Annotated in this window: 22 protein-coding genes and 1 tRNA gene; 12 read left to right on the top strand and 11 right to left on the bottom strand. The window is 57.3% G+C overall.

Annotation, left to right across the window (positions count from 1 at the left end; all coding sequences use genetic code 11):
• Positions 1 to 139 precede the first annotated feature (139 nt).
• The 9 genes from E4O97_RS27270 (at position 140) to E4O97_RS27230 (ending at position 9,160) form a co-directional block, all read left to right on the top strand.
• Positions 140 to 829 carry an isochorismatase family protein gene (locus E4O97_RS27270; RefSeq protein ID WP_032875555.1) on the top strand — a complete coding sequence of 230 codons (690 nt, stop codon included), beginning with the start codon at positions 140 to 142 and terminating at the stop codon, positions 827 to 829.
• A 64-nt stretch (positions 830 to 893) separates the two neighbouring features.
• Entirely contained in the window at positions 894 to 1,520 is a 627-nt protein-coding gene (ycaC, locus tag E4O97_RS27265; protein WP_003191542.1) for an isochorismate family cysteine hydrolase YcaC, read from the top strand.
• 208 nt (positions 1,521 to 1,728) lie between these two features.
• On the top strand, positions 1,729 to 2,760 hold the full coding sequence (pstS, locus tag E4O97_RS27260) for a phosphate ABC transporter substrate-binding protein PstS (protein WP_078821307.1): 1,032 nt from the start codon (positions 1,729 to 1,731) through the stop codon (positions 2,758 to 2,760).
• Positions 2,761 to 2,835: 75 nt separating this feature from the next.
• Entirely contained in the window at positions 2,836 to 3,804 is a 969-nt protein-coding gene (gene pstC, locus E4O97_RS27255; RefSeq protein WP_005788132.1) for a phosphate ABC transporter permease subunit PstC, read from the top strand.
• Positions 3,801 to 4,694, top strand: coding sequence for a phosphate ABC transporter permease PstA (gene pstA, locus E4O97_RS27250; RefSeq protein ID WP_005788134.1), 894 nt, complete (start codon positions 3,801 to 3,803; stop codon positions 4,692 to 4,694). The genes pstC and pstA overlap by 4 nt, the downstream gene beginning before the upstream one ends.
• 76 nt (positions 4,695 to 4,770) lie before the next feature.
• Positions 4,771 to 5,532, top strand: coding sequence for a phosphate ABC transporter ATP-binding protein PstB (gene pstB, locus E4O97_RS27245; protein WP_019817112.1), 762 nt, complete (start codon positions 4,771 to 4,773; stop codon positions 5,530 to 5,532).
• Between the two features lie 55 nt (positions 5,533 to 5,587).
• The gene (locus E4O97_RS27240; protein WP_032880962.1) at positions 5,588 to 6,286 is read left to right on the top strand and encodes a hypothetical protein; all 699 of its coding nucleotides are present in this window, start codon (positions 5,588 to 5,590) and stop codon (positions 6,284 to 6,286) included.
• Positions 6,286 to 6,912 carry a hypothetical protein gene (locus E4O97_RS27235; protein WP_032875543.1) on the top strand — a complete coding sequence of 209 codons (627 nt, stop codon included), beginning with the start codon at positions 6,286 to 6,288 and terminating at the stop codon, positions 6,910 to 6,912. The genes E4O97_RS27240 and E4O97_RS27235 overlap by 1 nt, the downstream gene beginning before the upstream one ends.
• 388 nt (positions 6,913 to 7,300) lie before the next feature.
• Positions 7,301 to 9,160 carry a calcium-binding protein gene (locus E4O97_RS27230; RefSeq protein WP_078821308.1) on the top strand — a complete coding sequence of 620 codons (1,860 nt, stop codon included), beginning with the start codon at positions 7,301 to 7,303 and terminating at the stop codon, positions 9,158 to 9,160.
• A 110-nt stretch (positions 9,161 to 9,270) separates the two neighbouring features.
• Here E4O97_RS27230 and E4O97_RS27225 read toward each other — a convergent pair whose 3' ends face one another.
• A complete protein-coding gene (locus tag E4O97_RS27225) occupies positions 9,271 to 9,738 on the bottom strand; it encodes a MerR family transcriptional regulator (RefSeq protein ID WP_228308393.1) in 468 nt (155 codons plus the stop codon).
• A gap of 94 nt (positions 9,739 to 9,832) precedes the next feature.
• Here E4O97_RS27225 and E4O97_RS27220 point away from each other — a divergent pair, with 94 nt between their 5' ends.
• Positions 9,833 to 10,471: an NAD(P)H-dependent oxidoreductase gene (locus tag E4O97_RS27220; protein WP_078821309.1), complete on the top strand. Its 639-nt coding sequence runs from the start codon at positions 9,833 to 9,835 to the stop codon at positions 10,469 to 10,471.
• Positions 10,472 to 10,595: 124 nt separating this feature from the next.
• On the opposite strand, the gene E4O97_RS27215 is transcribed toward E4O97_RS27220, so the two are convergent.
• From E4O97_RS27215 to E4O97_RS27205, 3 genes are all read right to left on the bottom strand, one after another.
• The gene (locus E4O97_RS27215; protein ID WP_187432819.1) at positions 10,596 to 12,044 is read right to left on the bottom strand and encodes a serralysin family metalloprotease; all 1,449 of its coding nucleotides are present in this window, start codon (positions 12,042 to 12,044) and stop codon (positions 10,596 to 10,598) included.
• Between the two features lie 654 nt (positions 12,045 to 12,698).
• Positions 12,699 to 12,977, bottom strand: a complete 279-nt coding sequence (locus E4O97_RS27210; protein ID WP_032875536.1) for a hypothetical protein — start codon at positions 12,975 to 12,977, stop codon at positions 12,699 to 12,701.
• Between the two features lie 501 nt (positions 12,978 to 13,478).
• Positions 13,479 to 13,565, bottom strand: a tRNA-Leu gene (locus tag E4O97_RS27205).
• 224 nt (positions 13,566 to 13,789) lie between these two features.
• On the opposite strand from E4O97_RS27205, the gene E4O97_RS27200 reads away from it, so the two are divergent.
• Positions 13,790 to 14,266, top strand: coding sequence for a hypothetical protein (locus E4O97_RS27200; RefSeq protein ID WP_228308390.1), 477 nt, complete (start codon positions 13,790 to 13,792; stop codon positions 14,264 to 14,266).
• Positions 14,267 to 14,366: 100 nt separating this feature from the next.
• Here the strand turns inward: E4O97_RS27200 and E4O97_RS27195 are convergent, their stop codons facing one another.
• Positions 14,367 to 14,894 (bottom strand): DinB family protein, encoded by a 528-nt coding sequence (locus E4O97_RS27195; RefSeq protein ID WP_248162793.1) that lies wholly within the window; start codon positions 14,892 to 14,894, stop codon positions 14,367 to 14,369.
• Between the two features lie 125 nt (positions 14,895 to 15,019).
• On the opposite strand from E4O97_RS27195, the gene E4O97_RS27190 reads away from it, so the two are divergent.
• On the top strand, positions 15,020 to 15,715 hold the full coding sequence (locus tag E4O97_RS27190) for a tellurite resistance TerB family protein (protein ID WP_248162792.1): 696 nt from the start codon (positions 15,020 to 15,022) through the stop codon (positions 15,713 to 15,715).
• On the opposite strand, the gene E4O97_RS27185 is transcribed toward E4O97_RS27190, so the two are convergent.
• The 6 genes from E4O97_RS27185 to E4O97_RS27160 all read right to left on the bottom strand — a co-directional run bounded on the left by E4O97_RS27185 (position 15,712) and on the right by E4O97_RS27160 (position 21,774).
• Positions 15,712 to 16,533, bottom strand: coding sequence for a hypothetical protein (locus tag E4O97_RS27185; protein ID WP_103735129.1), 822 nt, complete (start codon positions 16,531 to 16,533; stop codon positions 15,712 to 15,714). The two genes, E4O97_RS27190 and E4O97_RS27185, sit on opposite strands and share 4 nt — an antisense overlap.
• Before the next feature lie 18 nt (positions 16,534 to 16,551).
• Positions 16,552 to 16,899 carry a DUF2493 domain-containing protein gene (locus tag E4O97_RS27180; protein ID WP_005788155.1) on the bottom strand — a complete coding sequence of 116 codons (348 nt, stop codon included), beginning with the start codon at positions 16,897 to 16,899 and terminating at the stop codon, positions 16,552 to 16,554.
• A gap of 63 nt (positions 16,900 to 16,962) precedes the next feature.
• Entirely contained in the window at positions 16,963 to 19,677 is a 2,715-nt protein-coding gene (gene mgtA, locus E4O97_RS27175) for a magnesium-translocating P-type ATPase (RefSeq protein ID WP_032875522.1), read from the bottom strand.
• 235 nt (positions 19,678 to 19,912) lie between these two features.
• Entirely contained in the window at positions 19,913 to 20,206 is a 294-nt protein-coding gene (locus E4O97_RS27170; protein WP_078821317.1) for a hypothetical protein, read from the bottom strand.
• A 317-nt stretch (positions 20,207 to 20,523) separates the two neighbouring features.
• Positions 20,524 to 21,135 (bottom strand): LysE family transporter, encoded by a 612-nt coding sequence (locus E4O97_RS27165; RefSeq protein ID WP_103735132.1) that lies wholly within the window; start codon positions 21,133 to 21,135, stop codon positions 20,524 to 20,526.
• A 147-nt stretch (positions 21,136 to 21,282) separates the two neighbouring features.
• Positions 21,283 to 21,774: an arsenate reductase ArsC gene (locus E4O97_RS27160; RefSeq protein ID WP_248162790.1), complete on the bottom strand. Its 492-nt coding sequence runs from the start codon at positions 21,772 to 21,774 to the stop codon at positions 21,283 to 21,285.
• Positions 21,775 to 21,784: the final 10 nt, after the last annotated feature.

Below are 21,784 nucleotides of genomic sequence, written 5' to 3'. Positions count from 1 at the left end.
TTGTTTTTTCGCAGGTGTCCTACAGGCGCAAGTCGTGGATACCGGTCGGAGCGTGTCTATACAGGAAGTGCAGACACTGCCGGGCACTGTTCCGGCACACCATTCCAGGGAGGTTTATCCAAGCAAAGAGGAAATGCAAATGACTGCATCAGGTAACGCTGCAAACTTCAATGGTCAAAAGCCGACGATTGATCCCGCCGACACGGCCATGTTGCTGATCGACCACCAGAGTGGCCTGTTCCAGATCGTCAAGGACATTGATGTTCCTCAACTGCGCGCTAACGCTATCGCGTTGGCCAAGGCCGCGACCCTGTTGAAAATCCCGGTCATCACTACCGCTTCGGTTCCACAAGGCCCCAATGGCCCGCTGATCCCGGAAATCCACGAGGCCGCGCCGCATGCCCAATACGTCGCCCGCCGTGGCGAAATCAACGCCTGGGACAACCCTGAGTTCCACGCCGCCGTCAAAGCCACCGGCAAGAAAACCCTGGTGATCGCCGGCACCCTGACCAGCGTATGCCTGGCGTTTCCGTCCATCGCGGCGGTGCATGAAGGCTACAAGGTGTTTGCGGTGGTCGACGCTTCGGGCAACCACTCCAAGCTCGCCACTGACCTGACCATCGCGCGCCTGGCCCAAGCCGGCGCAGTGCCGATCGACATCATGGGCACGCTGTCGGAGCTGCAAGGTTCCTGGAACCGCCCGGATGCCCAGGAGTGGGCGAATGTCTACACCCAGGCCATGCCGCACTACCAACTGCTGATCGAGAGCTACATCAAGGCTCAGGAAGTGGCAAACAATCACGAAGAACTAGACTCACAGCGCAAGTAAACACGCTGGGTTCTTTACCGGGCGCCCACTCGGGGCATCACCTTCATTTATCAGGAGTACCACCATGTCTACACCTTACGTTCGCTTGGACAAAGACAACGCCGCTGTGCTGTTGGTCGACCATCAGGCTGGCTTGCTGTCATTGGTCCGCGACATCGACCCGGACAAATTCAAGAACAACGTGCTGGCCCTGGCTGACCTGGCCAAGTACTTCAAGCTGCCGACCATCCTGACCACCAGTTTCGAAACCGGCCCGAACGGCCCGCTGGTACCCGAGCTCAAGGCGCTGTTCCCGGACGCCCCGTATATCGCCCGTCCTGGCCAGATCAATGCCTGGGACAACGAAGACTTCGTCAAGGCCATCAAGGCCACCGGCAAGAAGCAACTGATCATTGCCGGCGTGGTGACCGAAGTGTGCGTGGCATTCCCGGCGCTGTCGGCGCTGGCGGAAGGCTTTGAAGTGTTCGTGGTGACCGATGCCTCCGGCACCTTCAATGAGCTGACCCAGCAATCGGCCTGGGCCCGCATGTCGGCCAACGGCGCGCAACTGATGACCTGGTTTGGCCTGGCCTGTGAGCTGCACCGCGACTGGCGCAACGATATCGAAGGCTTGGGGACGTTGTTCTCCAACCACATCCCGGACTACCGCAACCTGTTCACCAGCTACAACGCGTTGACTGAAGGCAAGTAAGCCTGAGGGGGAGGCTGCCGGCTATCGGCAGCTTCTGCTCGTGCGTCCGGCAATAATCGAGTCGCAATTTGTTACTTATTGATTGTCAGAAAATTCGCCGCTGTAGTGGCAATTAGGGACAAATCCGCAGCCTGCCACTCAATTTTCATAAAAATGTAACAACCCTGCTGCACAGTTCGGGAGCCCGTCACCACAACGAGTTCTTTTAATGAAAAGCTTGATGAAGTCTGCAGCACTGGCCGTTACGGTTTCTCTTTGTGCCTCCTCCATGGCCTTCGCCGCCGAAAACGTGCGTCTCACCGGCTCCGGCGCCAGCTTCCCTGCACCGATCTACCTCACCTGGTTCAAGGACTTCAGCAAGAAGACCGCTGGCGTCACTGTGGATTATCAATCCAAGGGCAGCGGCGCAGGTGTGCAGGACTTCCTGAATAAAACCGTCGATTTCGCCGCCAGTGATTCGGCCATGAAAGATGAAGACATCGCCAAGGTGGCCGAAGGCGTGCAATTGCTGCCGATGACCGCGGGTGAAATCGTGCTGGCGTATAACCTGCCGGGCAACCCCAAGGGCCTCAAGCTGCCACGCGATGTGTATTCCAATATCTTCCTGGGCAAGATCACCAAGTGGAACGACCCACAGATAGTCGCCGCCAACCCGGACCTGAAACTGACCGACACACCGATCACCGTGGTAGTGCGTGCAGACTCCAGCGGCACCACGGCGGTGTTCACCAAGCATTTGGCGACCATCAATCCTGAATTCAAAACGGCGCTGGGGGAGGGCAACACGGTCAACTGGCCAGCCAGCGACAAATTCATCAAGTCGCCCAAGAACGATGGCGTGACCGCCACCGTACGCCAGACGCCAGGCGCGATTGGCTACATTGAGTACGGCTTCGCCAAGCTGGCCAAGGTCGACTTCGCCCAGTTGCAGAACAAGGCCGGCCAGTACGTGGTACCGAACGCCGAGAGCGGTGCCGAGGCCCTGGCAGCAGTGAAAATGCCGGAAAGCCTGGTGGCCTGGCTGCCGGATCCGGACGGTGCCAAGTCCTACCCGATCACGTCCTACACCTGGATGATCTTCCGCAAGGACAACGGTAATCCGGCCAAGGCCAAGGCCATGCGCGAAATGGTCGAGTACAGCTTGACCGAGGGGCAGAAAATCGCCGACTCGATGGGCTACATCCCGCTGCCGCAATCGGTGGTCGATCAGGTGCGCAAAGCTTCCGCCAACATCCAGTAACACCCGTGAGGTCGCGCTTGGCCTGGGCTGTCAGCCAGGCCGGGAGCGTTTCCCCCCTTGTTCCGGAATTCGCCCATGATCAAACCTTTCGTCGTTCCGGTTAACCCGGATTCTGCCTGCCAACCCCCCTCTGCAAAAGACTTCCTGGTCGATCGCACCTTCCGTGGGCTTGCGCGAATCGGGGTGGTACTGATTCTGGCGTTGGTCGCAGCCTTGGTATTCGAGGTGGGACGCAAGGCCCTTCCCGGCATGGAGAAGCATGGTTTCGACGTGCTTTTTGGCAGTGTCTGGGATGTCAACCAAGGCAAGTACGGGATCCTGCCGGCGATTTGGGGCACGCTCTATAGCGCCCTGATTGCGCTGCTGATTGCAGGGGTTTTCGGCGTCAGCATGGCGATTTTCCTGACTCAGGATTTCCTGCCGGCGAAGCTGGCGGCGGTGTTTCGCACCATCGTTGAGTTGCTCGCGGCCATCCCCAGCGTGGTGTATGGCCTGTGGGGCATCTACGTGGTGATCCCGGCGATCCGGCCACTGACCACCTGGTTGAATAGTGAACTGGGCTGGATCCCGTTTTTCGGCACCTCCTTGAGCGGGCCAGGGTTGCTGCCTGCGGCGCTGGTATTGGCGATCATGATTCTGCCGACGATTGCCGCCGTGTCCCAGGACGCCCTGACCAGCGTGCCGATGAAAACCAAGCAGGCTGCCTACGGTATGGGGACTACCCATTGGGAGGCGATTCTCAAGGTGATGGTGCCTTCTGCCGCCACTGGTATTTTCGGTTCGCTGGTGCTCGGCCTCGGCCGCGCGCTGGGTGAAACCATGGCGCTGGCAATGCTGGTGGGCAACGCCAACAACATCTCACTGTCGCTGTTTGCGCCGGCCAATACCTTGGCGGCCTTGTTGGCGCTGAACTTTCCCGAAGCCGGGCCGAATGAGATCGAGGTGTTGATGTACGCCGCGCTCGTGCTGATGTTTATCACGCTGCTGGTGAACGTCATCGGTTCCATGATCATGCTCTACGCCCAGCGCGGTACTAAACAATGACTGACCTCACGTCCCCAATCACCGCGGTGCCCAGCCTGCAGCGCAAGTTCGAAGGCCGCGCCCTGCGCAGCCTGGTGTTGACAACGCTGGTCTGGCTGGGCGCGCTGCTGGCCAGTGTGCCGCTGATTTCCGTGCTCTACATGCTGATCACCCGTGGTGGCGCACGCCTGAGCCTGGAAGTGTTTACCGAACTGCCGCCCACCGGCTTCGAAACCGGCGGCGGTTTCGGCAACGCCATGGCAGGCACCTTTGTGATGGTCGGCATTGCTGCTGCCATCGCGGTGCCGGTCGGCATCATGGCGGCGATCTTCCTGGCCGAACTGGGGCCGGATAGCAAATTGGCGAACACTGCGCGCTTTGCCGCCAAGATGCTCACGGGCCTGCCGTCGATCCTGGCCGGGGTGTTCGCCTACGCTCTGGTGGTCATGACCACCGGTACTTACTCGGCGCCGGCGGGCGGTGTAGCCCTGGCGGTACTGATGCTGCCGATCGTGGTGCTCACCGCCGAAGAGTCGATGCGCATGGTGCCCAAGATCATGAAGGACGCTGCCTACGGCATGGGCTGCACGCGCTCGCAGGTGATCTGGAAGATCATTTTGCCGACCGGCCTGCCGGCGATCCTCACCGGCGTGATGCTCGCCGTGGCCCGTGCTGCCGGTGAAACCGCGCCGCTGCTGTTTACCGCGCTGTTCAGCAACTACTGGATCTACCACGACGGCGACCTCGCGGTCATGAACCCCACGGCCTCGCTGGCGGTGCTGATCTACAACTTCTCCGGCATGCCGTTCGACAACCAGCTTGAGCTCGCCTGGGCGGCCTCGTTGGTGTTGGTGATGATTGTGCTGGTTGTCAATATTGTCAGCCGTATCTTCGGCAAGCCCAAGTATTAAGAACGGGAGCATCTGAATTTTGAACGTCTCAACTGCGCAAATAGCCGCTCCGTTTGTCACCCAGTCGCCTGTGGTCATGGACTGCAAGCTGGACAGGATTTTCTACGGCAACTTCATGGCGGTGCGTGACAGCCATGTGCCGATTGAAAAAAACAAGATCACCGGGTTTATCGGCCCGTCGGGCTGCGGCAAAAGTACTGTGCTGCGCAGCCTCAACCGCATGAACGATTTGGTGAAGGGCTTTCGCTTCGAGGGCCACGTGCATTTCCTCGGCCAGGACGTGTATGGCAAGGGCGTCGACCCGGTGGTGGTACGCCGCTATATCGGCATGGTGTTCCAGCAGCCCAACCCGTTTTCCATGAGCATCTTCGACAACGTCGCGTTCGGCCTGCGCCTGAACCGCTACAAAGGCGACCTGGGCGACCGCGTCAAGCACGCCCTGCAAGGCGCGGCGCTGTGGGATGAGGTCAAGGACAAGCTCAAGGTCAGTGGCTTGTCGCTCTCTGGTGGTCAGCAGCAGCGGTTGTGTATCGCCCGCGCCATCGCCACCGAGCCGGAAGTGCTGTTGCTCGATGAGCCGTGTTCGGCTCTCGACCCTATCGCGACCCGCCGGGTGGAGGAGCTGATGGTGGAATTGAAGAAGGACTACACCATCGCACTGGTGACCCACAACATGCAGCAGGCCATCCGGGTAGCAGACACCACGGCGTTTTTCTCGGTGGATATTTCCCAAGGCACGCGCACTGGCTACCTGGTGGAAATGGGCCCGACTGCGCAGATTTTCGGCAGCCCGCGTGAGCAGATGACCGAGGATTACATCAGCGGCAAGTTCAGCTGAGCCATCCATGTTCGATAACAGCCGCACCTGCGCCAACGTCTTCTCGGGAATGCCAATGCCTGTAACGCATCGTCTAGATTTGCCAGCGATTGAACGCGCCCTGCGTAAGGTGCAGAGCCGCTTTGCCCAGCTCAGCACGCAGTTTACCGAGCCGCGGGACCCGCTGACGGACGAGGTGTTGGAGAATGTGCTTGCAGGTTATGCGCTGGTTGACGACTACGTCGCCCAGGGCGTGGACCTGTTTGATCTGCACCACCTTGACCTGATGCTGGAGATCAACGCCACGGTGCTCTGTGGTCGAGATCCGGCACGCCGCCTGGAATACGCGCAACACCTGGCCGCAACCGAGGAGCACTTTTTCAACAACGTTGAGGGTGGCATCAAGGACTTGTTCAATTGGTACTGCGCCTACCGCAGTGAATCGGTGTGGAAGCGTGCAGCAGGTGTGTATGTACGCATCCTCAGCAAACCGCAATTGTTCATCGAAGGTAATAACCGCAGTGGCTCGCTGATCGTCAGCTACCTGCTGATGCGTGCAGGGTTGCCGCCGTTCGTGCTGACACTCGAAAACGCCGAAGGCTACTTCAACCCCTCCTCGGTGATCCGCAACTCGGCCAAACATGGGGTGAAGGCCCTGTATGAATTGCCCAAGATCAAGAAAAAGTACGCCGCGTTCCTGGAGGAACAAGCGCCTGATCCGGGTGTGTTTTTCTTGAGCGACGCACCGCAACCAATCTATCAGGGAGGCCAATGATGAGCAGGTATCAAACCTTTGCGGGCAAATGCCGAACGTCCGCCAACCTACTCGTTCAAGCCCTGTCCACGCGTCTGCTCACACGGCCACGCGTACGGATCTCGTTTGATATCGACGACACCCTGGCCTGCCAACTTGATCACTCGCCCGTGGAAAGCAGCTGGTTGCCGGCCTGCGTCCATCGCTGGTGGGGCGAGCCGCTGCGTGTCGGCACCCGCTCCCTGACCCGGGAGCTACGGCGCCAGGGGTGCAGCATCTGGGTTTACACCTCCTCAGGCCGGGCGCCTTCGTATATCAGGCGTTGGCTGATGCTGTACGGCATACGCGTCGATGGCGTGGTGAACAGCGTCGTGCATAACCAAGCCCTCAACGCGCGCGGGCTGTTGAACACGCCGTCGAAGCTTCCGTCGGCCTTCGATATCGATTTACACGTGGATGATTCCGAGGGCGTGCGCATAGAAGGTCATGAACATGGCTTTCGTGTGGTCGTGGTTGACCCGCAGGATGGGCAGTGGGCGCAGAGAGTACTTGAAGCTGTCGCGGGCGTGCAGGCGCAATTGGCCAGGCAGCAAGTGCCCCGATATCAAAAGCCGGCGCGACAAGGTGCTGAAGTTTTTTCTTCCTGAGGGCGAGTGTTATCTGCATCGCTATTTGATATTGGATCGTTATTGGGTTGAGTAAGTCATCCATAACGCGCGCGGCGGGTTTAATTAGTCCTGACCCATTAGTCACGTAAAAAACAAACGCCCACTTATTGTTTGTTAAATAGCGCTCCCGGCGCTTTTTTTGTATGGGCGCTTAATAACAGCTCCTTACAATCCGATAGTCGGTCGATGTACGGCAATGTTTCTACGCTAATGTTGACAAGCTTCCTTAATGGTCAAAGTCGATATTAAGAAAAGAAGCAGCCTGAACAGAATGCACAACAACAACTTCAATGCATATTGTTTAGCCCGACGTATCAGTTATTACCGTCGACTTCGGTGTTGATCGCTGGGCTCAAGGAGTACTGACATGGCTATATTCGATTACAAGGGTCAAGATGCCCGTGTGCTGATTTCAGATGCCTGGAACCTCGCCACTTACACCAGCGGTGTCGCGACCGTAGGCGCGCTCTACAACCTTCCAGGGGCGGTACTGGGGGAGGGCAACACCTTTGCATTGCCCAAAGGCTGGCGTGAAATCGGCGCCAATGAACTGAGCGTTGATAGCAGTCACACCGATATCACCGGAAGCTTCACCGGCGATGGCGTGTTCGGTTCCCAGGCCAGGGTGTTTGGTCAATACGATGACAGTGGTCAATTGCTGAAAATGGGGTTTTCCATTGCCGGCACCAACTCCCTGACTGATCTGCTGGGCTGGCCGGCCATGATCGATAACTCGTATATCAACGGCTATGAGTACCTGCTCAATTCAATCAAGGATTACGCGATAGGCCACAACCTGAGCGGCAAGGATGTGCTGGTAACCGGCTACAGCCAGGGTGGCTCAGTCACTAACAGTATGTATATCGGCAAAGACACGCTGGCAGACGGTTTCTTCAAGGATTCGGGCTACTTTGGCATGGAGTCACCCAAGTCCAGCAACAGCGACGGAATCTACAACTTCGGTTTTGAAAACGATGTGGTGCACCGCCTCACCGGTCAGGAAACCAACGTGGGAAGCGCCATCATCGACGCTCTTCAGGGGAGTGACGCCAGTTACACCTCGACGACCGACAATATCGTGCTGTTCGATACGATCTACGCCCTGCCAACCTGGCCCAACGGTCCGTTTTCCATCGCCAACTTGTCAGGATGGGCCGCGCACCTCGAAGGTATTTTCATCAACCCCATCCAGCGCATCGCCCAGTCGACGTTCTACGATTACATCGAGCGCGATAGCACCATCGTGATCAGCAACCTCGACGCGATCAGCCGCAGCTTCACCTGGGTCAGCGACAAACAGACCGCCACCTCCAACCATTACGGTACACCGGCCTTCCTGCTGGGCACCGACAGTGCAGACAAGCTGCAGGATGGTCGCAGCGATGACTTCCTCGACGGGTTCAGTGGTAACGACAGTTTCCGGGTCAGTACCGGTACCGATATCGTTGCTGGCGGTGCAGGCGATGACAAAGTCTTTCTCAAAGGTACGGCGTCCGCCTACGAAGCCGTGAAACTGAGCGACGGTACGTTGTTTTTGAACGATAGCAGCGGCCAATACGGCCTTAAAGAACTGCATGGCGTAGAGCATGTCGAGTTCGAAACGGGCCTTGCCAACACGCTCGGTCAACTGCCTGTTATCGGTGGCATCTTCAGCGGTATCGGGCAGACGCTGACGCCGTCTTATACGGTCACCAACGGCAAGCTGGATTTCGATGGCCTGTTCGGCGCCGACAAGGCTTACGCCAGATCCATTGAGGGTAGCCAACTGGCCGACACCCTGAAAGGCACTGCAGCACGCGACCTGATATTCGGCCAGAACGGCAATGATCGGCTCGACGGTGGCGCCGGCAATGACCTGCTGCACGGCGGTGACGGCAACGACACGTTGCTGGGCGGCATGGGTAACGACTCGCTGTATGGCGCCAGCGGTAATGATGTTTTGATCGGCGGGCAGGGCAATGACCAGCTCAGTGGTGGCGTGGGCAGCGACTTGTTTGTGTTCGATCAGCGCGGGTTCGGCCACGACGTGATCAGCGACTTCAACATCCATCAGAACGGGCATGATCTGCTGGTGTTCGCCAAGTCGCTGTTTGCGAGCGCCGATGCTGTAATCGGGTCCACCACCCAGAACGGCAGTGACAGCGTGATTCTGGCGGGGGACAGCAGTGTCACCCTGGTGGGGTTCAATGCGGCACAGCTGAGCGCAGAGATGATCAGCGTGGTTTGATGCGGCATCGGTACAGTTGGCGGTAAAACCTCACAGGATCGCTGATGCTGTGGGGTTTTTTCTTGCTTATCGTTTTATAGCAATCTATATCCCGCAGTATCGCGTTTTCCTCACTTGCCGGTAGCCATCATGTGCTTGCTTCGCATGACTACGGCTCGATCAGGCCTTGATCGCTCAGCGCTGCGCGGGCAATCCAATCCCGGTGCGATGCCAGTACGAAGGCTTTCTTCAAGGGTTTGTTGCAGCATCAACAACTCCTCACGCTGCACTTTTAGTGTGGCTTCGATTTGCTGTATCTCCTCCAGACGTACATTGATCTGTTCCAGAGTGAGCGATTTGGAGCAGCTCCCGTCATGAAGGAAAAGGCCACGAATGGTGTCGAGGGAAAACCCCAGCCTTTGCGCGTGGATCACGACTTCCAGGCGTTTAATGGTGGACTCGCTGTAATAGCGATAGTTGTTCATGTCGCGCGTGGGGGCGTCCAGCAGGCCTTGCTCCTCGTAGTAGCGTATTGCTGAAGCAGCAAGGCCGGTACGTCGCGCAATCTCGCCTATCTTCATTTTTTGCTTGACCTTCAAGTTGACTTTAATCCGCAGTATAAGCCGCAGCGTAATCCGGAAGGTAATCGGATTGGGCTGGATAAACACCGTTGACCTACGTGGAATGTGAAGAATGAGCAAAATAACCGAGTTGCTGAATTGGCGTTATGCGACGAAAAGTTACGATTCGTCCAAGACAATACCTGCTGAAAAGCTGGAGCGAATCCTGGAGGCGGTACGACTGACGGCGACGTCGAGCGGGCTCCAGCCATTTGAATTGCTGGTGGTGACCAATCCGCAAATTCGCGAAAAGATTAAGGCGGTCAGCTGGAATCAGTCTCAGGTGACCGACTGCTCTCATTTACTGGTGTTCGCCGCCTGGGATGACATCACGCCTGAGCGTGTCAACATGATGTTCGACCTGACCAATACGGTACGAGCTACCGTCAACCAGGGTTGGGAAGATTACCGTCAAATGCTCCTCGGTATAGTCGCCGAGCGTGGGCAGGAGGCCAACTATCAAGCGGCTGCGCGCCAAGCCTATATCGGCCTCGGCTCGGCTTTAATCGCCGCGGCATCCGAGCAAGTCGATGCGACGCCCATGGAAGGTTTCGACCCATCGGCTGTCGATGAGATTCTGGGACTGGGAGCCAGGCATCTGCGCAGTGTGGTGCTCCTGCCTTTGGGGTATCGGGCAGCAGAGTCTGACTGGCTGGTAAACCTGAAAAAAGTACGGCGCTCTCGCGAAAATTTCGTAACCGAAATCAACTAGGGAGAAGTGCAGCCGCTCCACATTGCAGCAATAGTGGGGCGCAGCTGCATGGGTAGAATCGAGTATTTGATCGTGAGTTCCTTGCCAATCATTGAGCGCGGCGCGCGAAGCGCCGCGCTTTGTATCACGCCACGATGTCGCTGACGGCTGCCTGGCCGACGGTGGTGACGAGGAAATCCGCCACACCGTGTCCGGAGAAGTCCACAGCCAAGGTGCCCAGGTTGGTACCCGAGGCATAGTTCAGCACAGCATCGCCGGCATGGCCGGTAAATGCATTGACGAAGCTCAAGCCCGCACCTTTGGTAATGCCCGACAGGTCGATCTTGTCGGAGCCCGAGGTGAAGTCAAAGATCTTGTCCGCAGCGCGTGGCGTGGAATCGGAACTGGCACCGTACACGAACGTGTCGTTGCCGGCGCCGCCCCACAATTGGTCTGCGCCGCCACCTCCGTAGATGAGGTCGTTACCGGCCCCGCCTTTGATGAGGTTGGCGACCTGGTTACCAATGATCAGGTCGTTGCCCGAACCGCCGAATGCGTTCTCGATGGTGACGCCCTTGGCGATCGACACGTTGCCCACCAGGCCGCCCACATCAGAAAACGAGGTGGCAGTAAGGTTGATCTTCTGGTTTTGAGTGAAACCGGAGAAGTCCAGAGTGTCTTTGCCGCCGCCGTCCCATACCGAAAACACCAGCTTGTCGGCATCGGATGTGGCAGTGAGGAAATCGCGCCCGGTATTGGAGTTGAACCCGTAGGTCGTGTCACCGGCGCGAGTGCTGTAGTTGGCACCGTAGAGCTTCTGGATCGCGGCGATGTCGTCGATCAGCGGGCCGGCAGCATAGGCTTCGACACCACCTTTACTGAAGTTCTGGTTGGTGTTGCTCTCGCTCCAGTAACTCATCACGGAGTAAGCATGTGTATCTTCGGCATATTTCGCATCCGAATACGACGGTTGACCCACACTGGCGTCGTACGAACCTGGGTGCTGCAGTCCAAGCGTGTGACCAATTTCATGGGTCAAGGTTTGACGACCGTAATTGCCGTTTGCCGGTGTTAAATTTTCTTGATAGTTTTGATTGGTATAAAACAACGCATCGCTATTTCCGCTGTTATTGGGGTAGAAGGCGAAAGCTGATCTGGCACCACCATGCTGCAGGTCATTACTATAATTGCCCAGTGATATATGTGCGTCACCTCCGCTTCTGGATTCGATGAATGAAATGTTGGCGACGTCCGACCAGGATTGGAACGAAAGGGCTGCTTGGGATCTCTGTTGAGCGTTGAATGCGCTGAATCCAGACACGTTCTCGGAGGCGTATGCTTGACTTTCTGAAGTCAGAAAGCTGTAGGTGAAGTTGTATTTCCCATTGTGGTCGTTGTCACCCCAATAGTAACCTCCTCGAGTTATTTCATCCGCGGCCTGCGCAATAGTGTAAGACGGCTTGCCCTGTGAGGAATTAAATCCTCCTCGATCATAGGTGTGTGAAAAATTATAGAGTGCCTGGTAATCGTCACTTGTTCGCAGCTGCGCCGAAGTGGTGAGTGGGCTAACAAGATTTTTCGCCAAGATAGTCATACGAGTACATTCCTTCGTGTCCATTGATTTGAAGTGTTATATGCTTATCACGTTTTCGTTGCCTTCTTGTTGTGGTAGTCATTTATAAAGGACTTATGGGTTTAGTGTTATTTAAAAATTAAATATGTTATATAACTTGTTGATATATTCTTAAAAATTATTAAGGTACCTTGGGTTGGTGAGTCAATTGACTGATTTTATTGCGGGGCGGTAATTCACGGTTCTCAAGGTGCATCCAAGAGGCGGTTAAGTAGTGTGGCGGCCTATTGATGGCTCGCCCTCAATATATTGATCACGGCCAGATCACTTCTCATGCTGACTCGGCCAATTAGCCGGTCAGTATGTAGAGATCGGTCGTGCAGCTGTCTTCTGCCTGGCATTGCTCTCGCTTCGAGATAACAACGAAAGCGAACGATTTGATCTCACTCGCCCGTAGATTGCTCTTGCAAAAAACCTTGGCCTCCACTCTTAAAAACTCCGTAGATTGACATCTACGGAGTTTTTTGCAGATGGGGGAACTATAGAAGCACCAAAATACTGAAGAGGACGTGCCAATACTTACTAATGTGTCGGGTTGGCAACTCCGGCCCGGGCATGAATTTTCTCGGCCGTCTCCTGTTTTGAGTGACCTCTACATGCGTTTACCGACACACATCAGGCATTGACAGACGTTAGTGGACTAATAGATTGGCCGTGATCTTTGACACGGTCATCCTCGATAACGATTTTGCTGCTGGAGGAAATGTAGTACTCGTTTGTCTTTGCTAGACCTTGGACGACCATTAAATAGCCTCTTGAATCGCTGCGCGTCCACGTGTCGCTATTACCTTGCTCTATTGGGTAGTAGTCCTCACTGGGGTTTGTATCAGTATGCCATGCACTTACTGCAATTTTGACAATTCTGCTTGCGCCGTTTGTGATTGTGATAGCCATATTTGCATTCCTTTTGGATTTTAAATTCCATGAGTTGGCTCCCTATTTAAAATAAAGCTGCAGACTTGCCACTGCTACAGAAAAGCCGTAGTTAGGTTAACTCGCTGGCGCCATATTCAATTGATACTGGAGTCCAGCTCGATGCTGGACTCCAAGTAAAATGTAATTTGTTGCATGTATATTGTTCTACCTGCTTCCGCAGTCAAGCCTACAGGCGGGAAAATGCAAGGTGTCATTACCTTGCCAACGCGTCGATTCCGACGAATGGTTAAATAAGATTTTGAAATAGTTGTTATTCACTCGAGTTCTTTCGCATAGGCCCATTGCCTAGTATTCAATCTGGAGTAAATAAGCACTTTAGCCCTCGCTGCTTCCACCCGGCTCGGCAACTCAATGATGGAAGTTTCTAGAGCCAGTTGGTTTTCGTAGAGCTTAGAGAGAATTGCGGAGCAGAAAAGATAAGGGCCTGCTCAGGTTTCCCTGGCAAGCCCTTGATATCTATGGTGCCCGAACCCGGAATCGAACCGGGACGCCCTTACGAGCGGGGGATTTTAAGTCCCATGCGTCTACCAGTTTCGCCATTCGGGCGGTAGCGCGGTGTAGCAGGGTTGGGAATATATAGATCCTGTCGCTTCGGCGCAACCTCGAAGCGCGCTTTCCTGCATAAAGATACCGATGAAAAAGCGTGGCAGATCAGTGATCTACAGGGCCTTGGGGTTAAGTCCTGATGAATGCTTGCGCCGCAGGAACACGCCTCATAAATGACAGTCATAGCGACATGCCATCCCGGCAAATCGCAAAGGAGTCAGTTGATGCTCAGTGTCCGTAGGCGTTCTTGGATGATGGCTGCAGGCGTGGTGGGGCTGTTGGGTGCGGCGATAGCTGGCCCGGCGCAGGCGGCGAGTGCGGTGCGGTGGGGAGAGTTCAGTGCATCGTCGACAGACAGATTGACGGGCGCCTCGGTAGAGGCGGGCAATACCTATGTGTTGAAGTCGTCGAGTATTTCCGTCGGCGATATCGAGGCGTTGCAAGCGGCGCAAAAGCGTAGCGAAAGCGAGCTGCAAAGCCTGAAAACCAAAATGGATGATCAGGATCGTGCATTTGACGAGTTCAAGCGTAAAGACGGGTCGAGTTCCAGCAGCAGTGATAGCCAGTTGTCGAGTCTCAAGCGCACGGTGGATGAGCAGAAAAATACGATAGATCGGCAGAAAGACGAAATCGCCGGCCTCAAGCGCGGCCTGGATGATTTGAAGCGCAGTGTGGAAACGTTGAGCAGCAAGGTGAAGTAAAGGAGAGGGCTTGCTCGGGAAAGCGGTGCTTCAGTAACTGGCTCAGTGCCTGACGTACCGCATTCGCGAGCAAGATTTGTGTAATGTGCTGTGCCCGCGTTCAGTCAATCAGTGCCAGCAGGTCGGTAGTACCCACGTCCACGCCAGCCTGGGTCAGCAGTGTTGTCACCTGGCCCCGGTGGTGGGTCTGGTGGTTGAAAAAGTGCACCAGCAGGCCGAAGAACGGCTTCTCGCCCGCCACGCCGCGCATGTTGTGGTAGCACAGGCGCTGGTCCAGATCAGACTCCTGCAGCGTGTTGGCCCAATCAATGATCAATTGATCCAGCCAGGCGCGATGGGCTGACAGTTCACTCAAGTTGGCAAAGGCCAATTGCTTGAGATCCATCGGTGTAGGGATGTCACTCAACGGTGCCAACGCGCGAAAGCCCGCCGGATGTTCGGCAAAGCGCTTGAGCCAGACTGTGTCGCCCAGCGTCAGGTGGTTCAAGGTGCCGAGGATCGAGCCGAAAAACGCCTGGCGATCCACCCTCAACTCCGTTTCGGTCAAGGTGCCGGCGGCGGCGTAGACCTTGCGGTTAATCCATTGATTGTAATGGGCCATCAACCCAATATGCTCGATGCGGTTCACCGCGGTTCTCCCTTGACGGCATGGTGGCGACATCATAAAGCTTGCCCGCCCGGCGGTCATGGTGTTCCATCGCAGGCGAACTATGTTTGATAAACGCCACTACTGCGCCCCGGGAGGGCGACACCATGAATACCAGCGATCTACTGGAACAACTGTTGCGAGCAGGGCAGCAAGGCGGCGGCGCTTCGGGCGGCGGCCTGGGCGGATTGCTTGGAGGTTTGTTGAAAGGCACAAGTACCGGCAATGCATCAGCCGGTGGCGGCTTGGGTGGTTTACTGGGTGGCCTGGGTGGCTTGTTGGGCGGCGCTCCGGCAGGTGGCACGACCCAGACGCGTAGCAGCGGCGGAATGAATTACGCGGCGCTGGCATCTCTCGGCATGGCCGCCTTCCAGGCGTATCAAGCGTGGCAACGTCAGCAGGCGACTGCGCCCCAGCAAGCCATCCAGACCGTTGACCAGCTTGAAGGGCCTGAAGCCGAAGCCCATAGCCACGGCGTATTGCGTGCATTGATCGCAGCAGCCAAGGCGGACGGCAACATCGATGAACAAGAGCAGCAGATGATCTCTACCGAGATCGGCCGTCATACCGACGATCCACAACTGCAGCAGTGGCTCGACGCCGAAGTCGCCAAGCCACTGGATGCCGCAGATTTCGCTGAATATGCCAAGGACCCAGCAATCGCTTCGGAGATTTACCTGGCCAGCGTCCTGCTGGTCAATGATCAGCAGGACGCCGAGCGCAACTACCTGGACGATCTGGCCGGGCAGCTGCAAATCGACCCGCAGTTGCAGGTCCACCTGGAGCAACAGGCCAAGGCCTAGAACCTGAAAGTAGCCCCAGTGGTCAGCCACTGGGCACGGTCCCCAGTCAAACTGCGCCCGACCACCAGGTCCACGTCGACAAACTTGCCGACGTGGAATCTCGGCCCCGCCTGCCATGCTTGTTCACCGCCTTCCTGGCCATAGCGTTCGCCAATCAACGTCAACACCTGCGCAAGCTGGTATTCGAAACCCATGCCCCAGGTCAGGCGGTGCTGTTGCGCGCCGTCGTTATAGGCATGGTTCCAGCCGGCATTCAGGTTCAGGCGCAATGCATCCATGGCCTGCCACGTTAACGGCAGGTTGAAGTCAGCGCCGTCGAATGCGTGCTGACGATCGAGAGCAATGTGCGCCCCAGCGGCGACTGCCAACTCCAGCCCCAGGTCTTCTCGTGACAACAGCTGCGCCTTCACCTGTGGGCTGACTTGCGTTTCGCCCTTTCCCGCGTCAGTGGCCCGCGATAACGCCGCGCCCCACTGCACCCATGGCATACCACTGAACGTGCAGGCCGGGGACAAGGTTTCGTTGTGCGTACTGCCTGCGTGCCGATTGGCGGTGTGCCAGGCATCGATGTTGCATTCGCCAGGCGCATTGATCGCGCCATCATCCACCACGTAGGCGCCGCCGGCAGCATTCGCCTTGGAAACCAGGGCGAGGATCAACAGCGTGCCCAGCGTCACGCCGATAAAGATCAGGTTGCGCTGCAGGGCGCGGCGCTTGGCCGGTGGCAAGAGCAGCAGGGTGGGACGCGCCCTGCGCAAATGGCGCGCGCGATATTTGGCAAACCCGTCCGGGTGCTTCGGGTTGTGTGGGTTGTGCATGATGCACCTCGCTTGAATTCAGCTTTCTACGGTCAGCACCGAAATGCCGCTGGCTTTGGCCTGGCAGACCAACTCCGAGGTATCGTCACCGCCGGGCAGGGCGATGATCAGGTCGGGGCGGCTGTCGGCCAGCATGAAGTGGTTGCGTTGGCGTTCCGCCTGTTTGCCGTGGCGCTGCCAATTGGGTGGGTAGCGCACCACGTCGATACCGATTTCCCGCGCCCATTCCTCGATCTCGCTGCCGAGGAACTGGTTGCCGCCGTGGATCAACACCTGCACTGGGTGCAGGCGGTGGTAAGCGTCCAGCACGTGGCGGGACTTTTTGGTGTCGGCGTAATGACGACCTGCACAGATCAAGACGCGCATAGGGAGCATCCTTGTATTGCACGGTGGCGGCCGGGCGACCACCACCGTTTGAATGGCGGGGGATCAGTACCACTGCTTGAAGCGGCGGATGTAGATCGTTTTCATCAGTTGAGCGACGCAGCAGTAAGCCAGCAGGGTGCCTACCAGCCATGGGAAGTACGCCATCGGCAGCGGTTGCAGACCCACCAGGGTGCCTAGCGGCGAGAACGGCACGTAGATGCCCAAGGCGATCACAATGCAGGTCATCATCAACACCGGCCATGCGGCCGTGCTCTGGAAGAACGGAATCTTGCGGGTGCGCAGCATATGCACCACCAGGGTTTGCGAAAGCAGCCCTTCGATAAACCAGCCGGACTGGAACAGCGTCTGCATTTCCACACTGTTGGCCGAGAACACGTACCACATCAGGGCAAAGGTGGTGATGTCGAAGATTGATGAGGTCGGCCCGATCCAGATCATGAAGCGGCCGATATTTTTTGCATCCCACTTGCGCGGTTTGGCCAGGTATTCCTTGTCCATCTTGTCCCACGGCAGAGCCAATTGGGAGATGTCGTACATCAGGTTCTGCAGCAGCAGGTGGATCGCCAGCATCGGCATGAACGGAATGAACGCACTGGCTACCAGCACCGAGAACACGTTGCCGAAGTTGGAGCTGGCGGTCATGTTCAGGTACTTCATGATATTGCCGAAGGTTTCGCGGCCCTTGAGCACGCCTTCTTCCAGCACCATCAGGCTCTTTTCCAGCAGGATGATGTCGGCCGACTCCTTGGCGATATCCGTGCCGCTGTCCACCGAAATACCCACGTCGGCATCCCGTAGCGCCGGTGCATCGTTGATGCCGTCGCCGAGAAAGCCCACCGTATGGCCGTTGGCTTGCAGCGCCTTGAGCACACGGGATTTTTGCAGCGGTGTCAGCTTGGCGAACACCGTGCGTTCTTCCACGCGGCGCAGCAGGGTGGCGTCGTCCATGGCTTCGATTTCCACGCCCAGCAGCGGCTGGCCGGGTTCGAGGCCAACCTGGCGGCAGATCTTGCTGGTGACCACCGCGTTGTCGCCGGTCAACACTTTGACCGCCACGCCAATCTGTTGCAGCGCGGCAATTGCCGGGCCCGCGGTTTCCTTCGGCGGGTCGAGGAAGGTCAGGAAGCCCTGGATCACCAGGTTGCGTTCATCGGCAGTGGTGTATTGCTGACGCGCCAATGCCTTGGGGATATGGCGGGTTGCGACCACCAGTACCCGGAAACCGTCTTCGTTGTAGTCGTTGGCAATCGCCAGCAGTGCCTCGCGACGGCGATCGTCCAGGGGTACGGCGGCGCCGTCTTCCAGGGTGTGGGTTGAAATGCTCAGCATCTCTTCCACGGCCCCTTTGCACACCAGCAACTGGTCACCGGCGGCATCCTTGACCACGATCGACAGGCGACGGCGTACAAAGTCGAAGGGCAATTCATCGACCTTGCTGTAGGCAAATGGCACCTGGAACTTGGGGTTTTGCGCCGAGAACTGCACCACGGCCTGGTCCATCAGGTTCTTCATGCCGCTCTGGTGAAAGCTGTTGAGCCAGGCCAGGGACAGCACCGCGTCGTCGCGCTGGCCGAAGGCGTTGACGTGATGCTCAAGGATGATCTTGTCCTGGGTCAGGGTGCCGGTCTTGTCGGTGCACAGCACATCCATTGAACCGAAGTTCTGGATCGCGTTGAGGCGCTTGACCACCACTTTGCGCTTGGCCATGGCTGTAGCGCCTTTGGCCAGGTTGGCACTGACGATCATCGGCAGCATTTCCGGGGTCAGGCCGACGGCCACCGCCAGGGCAAACAGGAAGGCATCGCCCCAGTCCCCCTTGGAGAAGCCATTGAGGAAGAACACGATCGGCACCATCACCAACATGAAGCGGATCAGCAGCCAACTGACACTGTTCACGCCACGGTCGAAGGCGGTTTGCACCCGCGAGCCGACAATCGCCTTGGCCAGGGAGCCGAAGTAAGTGCGCGGTCCGGTAGCCACCACCACCGCCTTGGCGCGGCCGCTCACCACGTTGGTGCCCATGAAGCAGATGTTCGGTAGGTCCAGTAGATTGCCTTGGTCGGCGGCGAGGTTGGAGGCGGATTTTTGCGTGACATCGCCCAGGGTGTCGTACTTCTCCACCGGCAAGGCTTCACCGGTCAGCACGGCCTGGCTGATAAATAGGTCGCGTGACTCGATCAGGCGGATGTCGGCGGGGATCATGTCGCCGGCCGACAACTGCACGATGTCGCCGGCCACCAGATCGCGCATCGGCACTTCGCGCAAAGTGGGCTGGGCGCCGACCTGTTCGCGACGTAGCACGGTGGCGGTGGTGCGTACCATCGCCTTCAGGGCCTCGGCGGATTTGGCCGAGCGGTGTTCCTGCCAGAAGCGCAGCAGGCTGCTGAGCAACACCATGGTCATGATGATGATGACTTTGGTCAGATCGACTTCTTCACCCGCCTGCAGTGGCAACCAATAGTCGGTGACAAAGCTGATGCCGCCCAGGGTCAACAGCACGTAGATGAACGGGTTGTTCAGTGCCTGCAGGAACTGGACGATGGCGTGTGGCGGCTTGTCATGGGCGACTTCGTTATAGCCTTCCCGTTGCAGGCGGGCCGAGGCGTCCAGTTCGGTCAGGCCGTCCTGGGTGGCTCGTACATTGGCGAGGGTGGCCGCCAGGCCATTCTGGGCTTCACGGGCGGCGCGCATCGACAGCTTGGTGTCGGCAGCGGTGCCATTTTTCTTGTGCAGAGGCGTGTTTTTTACGGCGCTCATTGTCTGTACTCCTGTCGCCAATTCTCGACAAAACATACCCGGTACTTACCTGCATACAGGCGAGCGAAAGCATGCCGAGCCGCGGACTTCGCGATCGGTTTAAATAAAGTGTTCAGGTAACTTCTACAATGCCCGCTAACAGCGCATTAATTAACTTGCGCGCAGCGGGCTCCTACTGGACTTGTTCATAAAGAACTCCAGGGCATCAATAAGAAAGTTGTTGTTTCCAGCCAGGTCAGGCGGCGCGAGCGCTCACGTAAAGACCGAGCATCAAGCTGGCTTGCGCCAGGCTGGAAACCTTGGGTCTCTGTGGGTCTTGAGGGTCGGCGTGATCCCAGTGCTGCACCAGTTGGCCGCTGTCAGGGCAGATACGCCAGTGCGCCAGCGGCGGTACCGGGCGTACTTGGGAGGAGGGTGCAGCAAAGGCCGGGCGGGTTGGCCTGAAGCCCACGGGCTCGCGGCACAGCTTGGCGCGCAAGGCTGCGGCCAGTGTAGGTACATCGGGTAAAGCAATGAGTTGGAAGGTCATAACACACCTCGGGACCGGACACGCGACCGGTGAGGCAGTTACGGTGGAGCATCGAGCTCTAGCGCAGCTTACCGGACCTGGAAGGCGAGTCCTGTCATATTCTGGGTTTGGCGCCCGATGCCCGCAGAGGCGGTGCTCGGACAGCGACTAGATACTGTGTCCATTGGCTTCTTTTGTGAGGTTTAAAAAAGGCCCCAGTTGCGGGCACGGGCAATCTACTCAGAGCGTTACAGAATGTCAACGCATGATTAACTAAATTAGTCCGCGTTCAGAGTTTGTTCAGACAAGAGGCATGTGCAAGTTACTGACCGATAACTTTATATACCTTGCGCGGCGAGTATCGCCAGATAGATCAATACTAAACCGCACGCCGCATAACTCACGCGTTGCCAGGTCGGTGATGCGTTCTTGCGCAACAGGTTCACCAACGCGGCGGTGAGAAAACACGAGAGCACCGAAGCCAGCATGAATCCGGCGAAAAACATCAGGGTCTGCCCCTGGCTGGGGGTTGCGCCGACGATGCCCGACAGGGCGCTGCCCAGGGCGCCCCAGTAGACAATATTCTTCGGGTTGGCCAGGGAGATCGCCGCGCCTACGGCCAACGCATTTTTGCCTGAGCTGGCAGGGACGTTGTCGGTTGCGGGTAACTGCCACGCATCAATCAGGCTGCGGATGCCCAGCCAGGCCAGGTACAGCGCGCAGAAGATCGTCAGTGGCACTCGCACCGCATCATGCTGAATCAGCAGTGCGATACCGGTGAGGCCGATCACTGCCCAGACCGCATCGCCTACGAGGGAACCAAACTGCACCATCAGGGCCGGTGTGAAACCATGCAGCAAGCCGCGACGCAGGGTCTCTGCCAGCACCGCGCCAGGAGACAGGCAAAACACAAAACCGAATACCAGCGCATAGACAAAGATCGACAGCATGCCCGTGTCCTTTCAGGAAAGTGCGAAAGCATACGTCAGCGCAGGGTTAAGAAACCATTCAGATTTGAATGGTCCACGATCCAAATGTGGGAGGGGCTTGCCCCCGATAGCAGTGTGTCAGTCAGCTCATCTGTAGCTGACCCTCCGCTATCGGGAGCAAGCCCCCTCCCACATTGAGGCTATACGCTCAAGTTCAACCTTCAATTCATCCGCGCCGAGGCTGGCAAATGGCAGCGCAAAAAACGCCTCGCAGCGAGCGGCAATAATGTCGAGGGTGGCCTTGAATGCAGCGTCTACCTGGGCTTCATCACCCTGCACGTGGGAAGGGTCCTGCAACCCCCAATGCGCCTTCACCGCCGCACCGAAATACACAGGGCAAGCTTCCCCGGCCGCGTTGTCGCACACCGTGATGACCACATCCGGCGGGCTGCCTTCAAAGGCGTCATTGCCCTTGCTGTACAAACCTTCGGTGCTGATGCCGGCTGCCTGCAGCGTGCTCAGGCTGCGGGGCAAAACCTGGCCTTTGGGGAAACTACCGGAGCTGATCGCTTCGAAGCCCTCAGGCGCCATATGATTGAATATGGCTTCGGACAAAATACTGCGACAACTGTTAGCGGTACACATGAAAAGCACTTTCATTGCAGGCTCC

The organism is Pseudomonas sp. W15Feb34 (assembly GCF_023127765.1).
Taxonomy (GTDB): domain Bacteria; phylum Pseudomonadota; class Gammaproteobacteria; order Pseudomonadales; family Pseudomonadaceae; genus Aquipseudomonas; species Aquipseudomonas synxantha_A.
Note: the sequence above shows the minus strand (reverse complement) of the source record. Positions and strands in the feature narration are given on the sequence as shown.